The organism is Brochothrix sp., from assembly GCF_017549435.1.
GTDB lineage: Bacteria > Bacillota > Bacilli > Lactobacillales > Listeriaceae > Brochothrix > Brochothrix thermosphacta.
Map to the genome: position 1 here is coordinate 1 of NZ_JAFYUW010000131.1, position 8,185 is coordinate 8,185.

At 34.6% G+C, this 8,185-nt stretch carries 6 protein-coding genes; 3 read left to right on the top strand and 3 right to left on the bottom strand.

Annotated elements, in window-relative coordinates:
* Positions 1-35: 35 nt before the first annotated feature.
* Positions 36-968 (bottom strand): L-lactate dehydrogenase, encoded by a 933-nt coding sequence (locus tag IKV95_RS08945; RefSeq protein ID WP_029091444.1) that lies wholly within the window; start codon positions 966-968, stop codon positions 36-38.
* A 379-nt stretch (positions 969-1,347) separates the two neighbouring features.
* Positions 1,348-2,178 carry a LysR family transcriptional regulator gene (locus IKV95_RS08950; RefSeq protein ID WP_287451683.1) on the bottom strand — a complete coding sequence of 277 codons (831 nt, stop codon included), beginning with the start codon at positions 2,176-2,178 and terminating at the stop codon, positions 1,348-1,350.
* 259 nt (positions 2,179-2,437) lie between these two features.
* Here IKV95_RS08950 and IKV95_RS08955 point away from each other — a divergent pair, with 259 nt between their 5' ends.
* Positions 2,438-3,883, top strand: a complete 1,446-nt coding sequence (locus IKV95_RS08955) for an AcpB/EbpR/MafR family transcriptional regulator (protein ID WP_287451684.1) — start codon at positions 2,438-2,440, stop codon at positions 3,881-3,883.
* A gap of 364 nt (positions 3,884-4,247) precedes the next feature.
* Here IKV95_RS08955 and IKV95_RS08960 read toward each other — a convergent pair whose 3' ends face one another.
* Positions 4,248-5,384, bottom strand: a complete 1,137-nt coding sequence (locus IKV95_RS08960; RefSeq protein ID WP_069126665.1) for a cation:proton antiporter — start codon at positions 5,382-5,384, stop codon at positions 4,248-4,250.
* Between the two features lie 302 nt (positions 5,385-5,686).
* Here IKV95_RS08960 and brnQ point away from each other — a divergent pair, with 302 nt between their 5' ends.
* Both brnQ and IKV95_RS08970 read left to right on the top strand, forming a co-directional pair.
* A complete protein-coding gene (gene brnQ / locus IKV95_RS08965) occupies positions 5,687-7,027 on the top strand; it encodes a branched-chain amino acid transport system II carrier protein (RefSeq protein WP_029091446.1) in 1,341 nt (446 codons plus the stop codon).
* A 544-nt stretch (positions 7,028-7,571) separates the two neighbouring features.
* Positions 7,572-8,185, top strand: a 614-nt coding sequence (locus IKV95_RS08970; protein ID WP_287451685.1) for a beta/alpha barrel domain-containing protein, incomplete at its 3' end; no start/stop codon positions are given.

Here is an 8,185-nt window from a genome sequence, read left to right on the forward strand (position 1 = left end):
CATGGTGAGAAACAGCTAACTACTCAGTTATTAGATTATTTGATAGAGCGAATCGTTGTTTTTAACTGATCAACTGAATTCAAAAATTGTTTGTGTTCAGAATCTGAGATAGGCAGAGCAATAATTTCACGCACACCTTCTTGTCCAACAATAGCAGGCGTTCCAGTAAAGACATCGTCCACTCCGTATTCCCCTTGTTGGTAGGCTGAAATTGGAAGCACACATTGTTCGTTATTAAGAACAGCTTTAACAATACGAGTTGTGCTCATCCCAATCCCGTAATAGGTTGCTTGTTTTTTGTCAATAATATCATAAGCAGCATCACGAACGTTAACGTACATTGTTTCTAGAACTTCTTCAGTAATACCATCCCATTCGCGGATGTTTTTTCCGCCAATTGTTGTATGTGACCAAACGGCTGTTTCAGAATCACCGTGTTCACCAATAATATAACCATGAACACAACGAGGATCAACCGCTAATTTAGCCGCAACCGCACTTTTAAGTCTTGTTGTATCTAGAGTAGTTCCTGTACCAATAACGCGACTATGAGGTAATCCAGATGCTTTCCAAGCAACATAAGTTAATACGTCGACAGGATTGCTTGCAATAACTAAAATACCATCGAATCCACTAGCCATAATACTATTGGTAATATCAGTCATTATTTTAGCGTTGGTGTCTACTAAATCAAGACGACTTTGCCCAGGTTTTTGGTTGATACCTGCAGTAATGACCATAATATCAGCGTCTTTACAGTCGTTATAATCACCAGCAAAAACAGTGACGTTTGTTTGACCCCATCCGATACCATCGCTTAAATCATGTGCTTCACCTTTTGCTTTTTCATTATTAACATCGATTAAAAAAAGTTCATTAGTGATTCCTTGATTGATCATCGCATAGGCGATACTAGAACCAACAAATCCTGTGCCAACGATACCTACTTTAGTTGTTGTTTTTTTCATAATGCGTCACTCCTTAGTTTTTATTTATAAGTTAATTATTCAGCATTTTAAAACGGAGTTCAATGAAAAAAAGATAAATAGAAGTAAAGCGGTCTTTGAAATCGAAATATTTTAGACAAATCTAACAAAAAAGAGCGTTTAATAACTGCAAAACCTCCTTGTTTTTTTGAGAAAATGCAGAATGTGACAACGGAAACGCAACTGAGAGAAAGGATTACCAAGGGTAGTTAGCTTTTTTATTCAAACATAAGTTATTGAAAAATAACGCTATTTGATTTTTAAATAAGGTTATAAAATTGAGTAATAGTGCGGTGGTAAAACTAGAAAAATCAAATAAGCACCTCGAACTGTCATATTTCAAGAGTACTTCTTTAATTTTTTAAGGTTGTTGTTTTTTTATTTGTGTTTTTAGAAAAGTAGTCAGTTTTCCGGCATCTGAATTTTTGAGCGGTTCAGTTTTTTGAATCAGAGTGAGATGACGTTTAAACTGAGTATCTTTCCAATCAATGGATTGCGGTAAATAATCTAACGCCTTTTTAGACACTAACGTTTGTCCGATATTGTTTTCTAGCAGTTTAACAAGAAAACTAAGACTGTTGGTTGTGATTGTATGAAGATGGAGCTTTTTTTGGTCCAAATAAAGTTCTTGATAGAAACGCATACCAGAATTTTCTTCGCGTTCAATCCAGTAAGGCGAATCTTGACTGCCGACATGAACCATTTGGTCTTCCAATAAGATTGTTTCATTAAAATCAGAACGGTTGGTAGGTTTTTCAATCAAGCCAATTACATTTTTTTCGTTAGTAATGGCATGTATAATTTCTTCTGAATTTTTCACAAGGAAATCAAAATCAAATTCAGAAAATGTGAGAATAAGACTAGGTATGAAATTATTGAAATACATTTCTGCAATTGAATGGGATATTAAGATAGTATAGTGTTTACGATTTGTTTTCTTTTGCTTTATTTCATCAAGGGTACTTCCCCAATCTTTGATTAAGTTGAGTGCTTTTATATAAAAAAGTTCACCGAATTCTGTCGGTTGAACGCTCTTCTTTTCGTTACGAATAAATAGTGGGGTATCCGTCATCTCTTCTAATTTCTGTATATGTACAGATACTGTTGGTTGGGAAAGATATAACATCTCAGCAGCTTTTGAAAAGTTACGCAGTTCATAAACGGTCACGTAGGTGTGCAATAAAGAAAGCATAAACTCCTCCTATTTTTTATGGCAATATATTCTTAATTTTACTTCATTTATGGAATAAAAGCTTTTTTTTGAATTAAAAATAAAAAAACATGAAATAGATATTCTTAATCATAGTATTAGAAATCTTTATTTCACAACGACAGTGTAGAGGGACTATCATTAAGTAAGTTGTAAAACTTTAGTTAACGTGAGAATACAGTGACAGTATATTGTTGTAAATAGAAGTGTTAAATTAAATTTAAAAAAGGGAGTATAGATAATGCGATATTTGTTGAACAACCGTTCTTTCAGACATTTAATTTTATTAGAGATGTTGTATGATAAGGGGTGGCTTACTACTAAAAGCATGTCACAAAAACTTGGTTTAGCTGAAAGGCTGATTCGATCAGATCTTGAGGATTTAAACTGCAATGCTAATTTTTTTAAGCTGGAATATTCTAGAAAAAAAGGCTTTTGTATTCGTTTTTTTAGTAATTACTCCAAGAATGCCATTTATATGTACATATTAAGAGACAGTACTGAGTTTAGATTATTGGAGATGCTTGCTTTCAATGTACCTTTTTCAGCGTATAAATTATGTGAGGAATTGTACATTAGTAAATCAACACTTAATCGATTAGTACACACTCTTAATGAAAAATTATCTGTGTGTAACATACATATTACATCATCTCCTTTTAAAATATGTGGTGATGAACTTAGAATCCGTCAATTCTTAATAAATCTAGTACTGGAAAAATATCAAAAAAGCAGTGCGGTGTTTTCAACGGAAAAATTAACATTTAGCAATGAATTGTTGGCGTTATATGAAAATAAGATCACTAAAATCAGTAATATAAATAGAGAAAAATTAAAAGTAGGCATAATAGTTGCCTGTATACGAACATCAAACAATCATTATATAGATATGAAACCCATAAATGATAATGATTTATTTAAAATGATTTTGGATAATCCGTTTTTTGTAGCCAAATTTCAAGCGCTATTTGATTTAGAGATACAACCTCAGTCATTGCAGCAAGTCTTCGCTATCTTATATGACAGTAGAGAAAAGGATATTAAGCAAGTAAATATGGAGGCTGAAAATAACGGTGATAGCCTATTTTTTGATAAAGACTATTGTAAATGTGATGAATTTTTAATGAAATTGTCTTCTAAATTAGAAATTGAAATACCTAATAGGGAATTTGTTTTGCAAGAACTATTTAATGAAATGAATAGACTATACAAAAACAATGGTGTTTTATTTAATAAACATAAAGACTTTATTACGGATGTAACTATTGAAATCACTGACTTTTATCGTGTATTTTCGAAGGTATTCCGAGAATTTTTCAATCAAGGAATGTATTCCGAGGAACTAATTTATAAGCTAAGTTACTGTGTGTTGATACGCTGGGAGAATCTAATTAAGGATCTTAAAAAGAAAAGAGTCGTTAAAATATGTCTTTATTTTAACTGTGATGAACGACATCAACTTTTTTTGGCAGACTATATTAAACAAGAATATAAAGATGAATGTTCATTGGTTATTTTAAGGGAGGAGCACTTGAAAAACATCAAAAAAAATAGACATCACTATAATTTGGTATTAACAGATGTTAATGGTCTATACATCGAAAATACCGATGTCATTACTTTTTCTTTCTTTCCAGATAAGAAGAAGTGGGGTGAAATTGAAGAAAGTATTCATAAAGTTAGGTGAGTAAAATAAATGATAAATGGACAAGAGCCCCTCTTCAATGCCAGAGGGGCTCTTTAATAGGTAACAAAAAATGTGAAATTCAATATTAAGTGGCCGTACATTGGGCCCGTTTTTAATTATAATATAAACAGTTCAAGCTGTTTAAAACCGCGGTATCATTCTCGACTCGTGCTTTCTAACTTAAGCAACGTAAACCCTACCTTCTTTTACGTCCTTGTGGCCCTATAGCCACGCCAGTGTGAAAAAGTATCTACAAAAACAACTAGTAGAATGCCGTACATTTCTATTACTATATGTTTATAGTATAACATGCTATAAGTGTAAATACAAATATTCAGTGTTAGTATAGGAGTCATTACATTGTTTAGGCTTTACGATTCCAATGTATAAAATATTTAAGTAAGACGGGTGTTAGCACTGTAGAAAAGATGATAGCTATCAAGATAGGTGCGTAATAAACCTCGGGGAACAAGGCTTGTTGTAGCCCTAATGCGGCTAATATTAGCGCAACTTCACCACGTGACATCATTGCGGTTCCTACAATAAGAGCAGATTTAGGTTTGAACCCAGTCAGGAGTGCGCCAATACCGGAACCGATAATTTTCGTGAAAACAGCCATAACACACAAGATGACGACTAACCAAATATGTTCTTTTAAACCATCAAGTTGCATAGATAGACCAATACTTGCGAAAAAGACAGGAATAATGAGTGCTTGTGCTAACGGTTCAATTTTTTGTTGTAGTTCTACCTGTAGATCAGTTTTAGCGAGAATTAATCCAGCCATGAAAGAACCGATAATCGCTGATAACCCTAACTCTTCTGCAACAAAAGCAAAGGTGAAGCAGGCAAGTATTGCGGCGCAAATACGCGGCTCATAAACGCGTAAACGAGCGAGAATTTTCATTAACCACGGTAATCCACGCCAAGCAAGAACAGAAAAAGCAATAAAGACGGCGAACTTGCCAAATAACGGCCATAAATTGGTGTCACCGCTCGACATAAATCCAATTAAAATAGATAAGCCGACAATCGCAATAATATCATCTAAAATAGCCGCCCCTAATACCGTAACGCTTTCTTTTGATGAAAATTCTCCGAGTTCCTTAAAGGTTTGGACTGAAATACTAACAGAAGTCGCCGCAAATACTAGACCAAGGAAAAGCGAGTGGACGGTATTCATACCGGCAAATTCCCCAATCATAAAGCCAGCAACCATCGGGAAAATAACGCCAAAGGCAGCTACCATAATAGAAGGGTACTTATAACGGTTGAGTTCTTTTAAATCTGTTTCTAGGCCGGCAAAAAACATCAATAAAATAACGCCAATTTCACTTAAAACGGTAATGAGTTCCGAGGGAGTGACGATATTAAGTACAGCAGGTCCAATCAAAATACCGGCAATTAACTCTCCTAATACTCCTGGTTGACCAATTCGAACGGCTAAGTGGCCACATAATTTTGCAGCAGCTAAAATAACAACAAGTTGAAATAAGAGCATAAAACAAACCTCCTAAGATAGTATGGTTAATAAAATCCAGAAAATAGATGTAATAATCAGTTAATTATAACATAGAATTGAAAGGGCTTTCTATTTAAAAAAATAACTAGAAAAATAACTAAAAAAAGCTTTTATCTATTGACTGCTTACTGTATAATGGGGATTGTTAAGACTAAGAATTATAGTCCGTTCTACGCGTTTTTTATTTTCTGAAATGTCAGACAATTCAGACGATGGTCTTTCATAGTAAGTAAAGATACATAGAATGAGATTGGTTCAAATTATGTTAGGAGGAACAAATGATGGATAAACGTATAGGTTTCAGTGCCTACATTGCGATTGGATTGATGCTATTTGCACTTTTCTTTGGCGCAGGTAATCTTATTTTCCCAGCTTTTCTAGGACAAGAAGCAGGTGATCATGTTTGGCCCGCTATTATTGGATTTTTAATTACAGGAACAGGTCTGCCATTCTTAGGGATTTTGGCTATTGGTCTTTCAGGAAAAGAAGATTTACAGAGCTTAGCTAGCCGAGTACATCCAATCTATGGATTGATTTTCACAATCGTTTTGTATTTAACAATCGGCCCATTATTTGCACTCCCACGTACGGGTACAGTATCATTTGAAGTTGGTGTAGCACCATTTTTGGAAGCTGATCAGATGAAAATGGGACTTGCAATTTTCACCGCTGTCTTTTTTGGTGTTACATTATGGTTATCTCTTTCACCGTCAAAAATCGTTGATCGTGTTGGGAAAATACTGACACCAATTTTACTAGCTGTTATATTGGTCTTGATTGCCGCATCTATCTTTAAACCGATGGGTACACAAACTGCAGCGACAGGGAAATATATTAACGATTCATTCATCAGTGGATTCCTCGAAGGTTATATGACGATGGATGCTTTAGCCGCACTTGTATTTGGTATCATTGTTGTAAATGCTGTTAAGTCAGTAGGTGCAAAAACACGTAAAGAAGTCGCGGTTATGTGTACAAAAACTGGACTCATTGCGATTGGTTTACTAGCATTTATATATGTATTTATTGCTTTAATAGGCGCGCAAAGTGTAGATGAACTTGGCATGCAAGCTAATGGTAGCCCAGTGTTGTCAGGCGCAGCGACATTCTACTTCGGTTCTTTTGGTAAAGTATTATTAGCAGCAATTGTATTCTTGGCATGTTTAACAACAAGTATTGGTCTTGTTACAGCGTGTGCAAGTTACTTCAATAAATTATTACCTCGCATTAATTACAAAACTTTCGTTGTTATATTTGCTGTATTTGGTGGTTTAGTAGCAAATATTGGCCTTGATAAGATTATTTCTTATTCAGTACCAGTATTGATGGCAGTTTACCCACTTACAGTAGTACTGGTACTTCTAACATTCCTTAACGGTTTGATTGGTGGTCGCCGAGTAGTGTACGTTACAACAGTTTTATTTACAGCCGTTATTTCGATCACAGAGTTCTGTAAAGCATTGGAAATTAACTTAGGACCAATTGATACTTTCTTTGCAAATTATTTACCATTCTATGATATTTCGATGGGATGGGTAGTAATGGGGGGAATCGGTCTGGTTGTCGGTTGGATCATTGCATTACTAACTAAGCCGAGCGTGAAACCTGATTTTAATGATTAGATAGTGAGTTACAATCACAGTTCTAATAAAGTCATAATAAAATAAAACAAGCTATTTCAGCTATTTGAAATAGCTTGTTTTTTTGTACAAGGAAAGATGATCTAATGAGTTTTTATTAGCGTACTCAAAATTGTCATTGATAGCTGTTATTCAAGCGTTGTGAGCTTCTAGTAATCGAGGTGGATAGACAGCATAAATAAAACAGTTGATGAAACAATTTAGGACGATTTTATAATGAAAAAAAGTTAATTTAGTATAAAAGAGCCTGACTATTGACAAATCGAACAAGAATTAGTTAAACTGAGCAAAATAACACATTTAAAGTAAGAAGTGCGTCGCGCTATAGTTATCGAATCGTGTTAATTATTCGACTTTTACTAGATATGCTAAGTGTCATAGAAGAACTGCTGTGCATGTTATGTTAAGATAAATACGAAGTGGGATACTTCCCAAATAGAGATCCATAAAACAATTGAATCAATGTGTTTTTTTAGGGATTACACTATGGTGATGAGCTATTGTCACTATAAGTTAGGGGATAGTTATGGAAAATAAAAAAGAACAAGGAATACCAGAACTCACAAGTACGTTAAGACAGGATATTATTCGGTTACCTGCGGAAATACAACAAGCCAGTGGTATCCGTATTTTTGGAAAGTTAATCAAAGGGATTATCTTCAGTACGGATATTGCGATTATTAAAAATTGTAACGCAGATGCGGTTATTGCTATTTATCCATTCACACCACATCCAACGATTATAGATGCTATTTGCCAAGCGGCAGATATCCCTGTTTTAGCTGGGATTGGGGGCGGTTTAACTAATGGTAAACGTTCAGTAAACATGGGGTTAGCTGCTGAATCTGAAGGCGCTATTGCAGGGGTTGTAAATGCTCCTACACCCAACAAAACCATTAAGAAGATTGTGGATTTCATTGATATTCCACTTGTACTCACTGTTGTTTCAGAGCATACAGACATTCAAAAGAAATTGGATATGGGAATCAAAATTATCAATGTAAGTGGTGGCTCAAATACGGCCCATATTGTGCGTGTTATTCGTCGTAAATTTCCTGATTTGCCAATTATTGCAACGGGTGGTAAAAACCCAGCCTCTATTATTGAAACAATTGAAGCTGGAGCAAATGCAATTACTTA

Excerpts from the sequence above, each read along its gene's own strand:
- IKV95_RS08945 (WP_029091444.1), bottom strand. The coding sequence starts at position 968 with ATGAAAAAAACAACAACTAAAGTAGGTATCGTTGGCACAGGATTTGTT.
- IKV95_RS08950 (WP_287451683.1), bottom strand. The coding sequence starts at position 2,178 with ATGCTTTCTTTATTGCACACCTACGTGACCGTTTATGAACTGCGTAAC.
- IKV95_RS08955 (WP_287451684.1), top strand. The coding sequence starts at position 2,438 with ATGCGATATTTGTTGAACAACCGTTCTTTCAGACATTTAATTTTATTA.
- IKV95_RS08960 (WP_069126665.1), bottom strand. The coding sequence starts at position 5,384 with ATGCTCTTATTTCAACTTGTTGTTATTTTAGCTGCTGCAAAATTATGT.
- brnQ (WP_029091446.1), top strand. The coding sequence starts at position 5,687 with ATGGATAAACGTATAGGTTTCAGTGCCTACATTGCGATTGGATTGATG.